1 pseudogene is annotated in these 222 nt (G+C 43.2%); it reads left to right on the top strand.

The annotated features are described in order from the left end of the window. Window positions 1–119 precede the first annotated feature (119 nt). Window positions 120–222: pseudogene (locus SPADD19_RS11970) on the top strand (tRNA pseudouridine(38-40) synthase TruA); the annotation flags it as partial.

The raw sequence follows: 222 nt of genomic DNA on the forward strand, positions 1-222 counted from the left end.
AAAATAATTGAGAGGCTAGGACTTTTGTCCCAGCTTCTTTTTGTGCTTGGAAAACTGTACCCGGACAGTTTGGTTTTTTCACTCTTGTAACCCCTTCTATATCCTGCTAAAATTAAAACATGACACGATACAAAGCAACCATTTCATATGACGGGACCTTGTTTGCAGGGTTTCAACGCCAACCGCATGCCCGCAGTGTGCAAGAGGAAATCGAGAAGACCT

It is taken from the genome of Streptococcus parasanguinis (genome assembly GCF_001578955.1).
In the GTDB taxonomy this organism is placed as follows: Bacteria; Bacillota; Bacilli; order Lactobacillales; family Streptococcaceae; genus Streptococcus; species Streptococcus parasanguinis_U.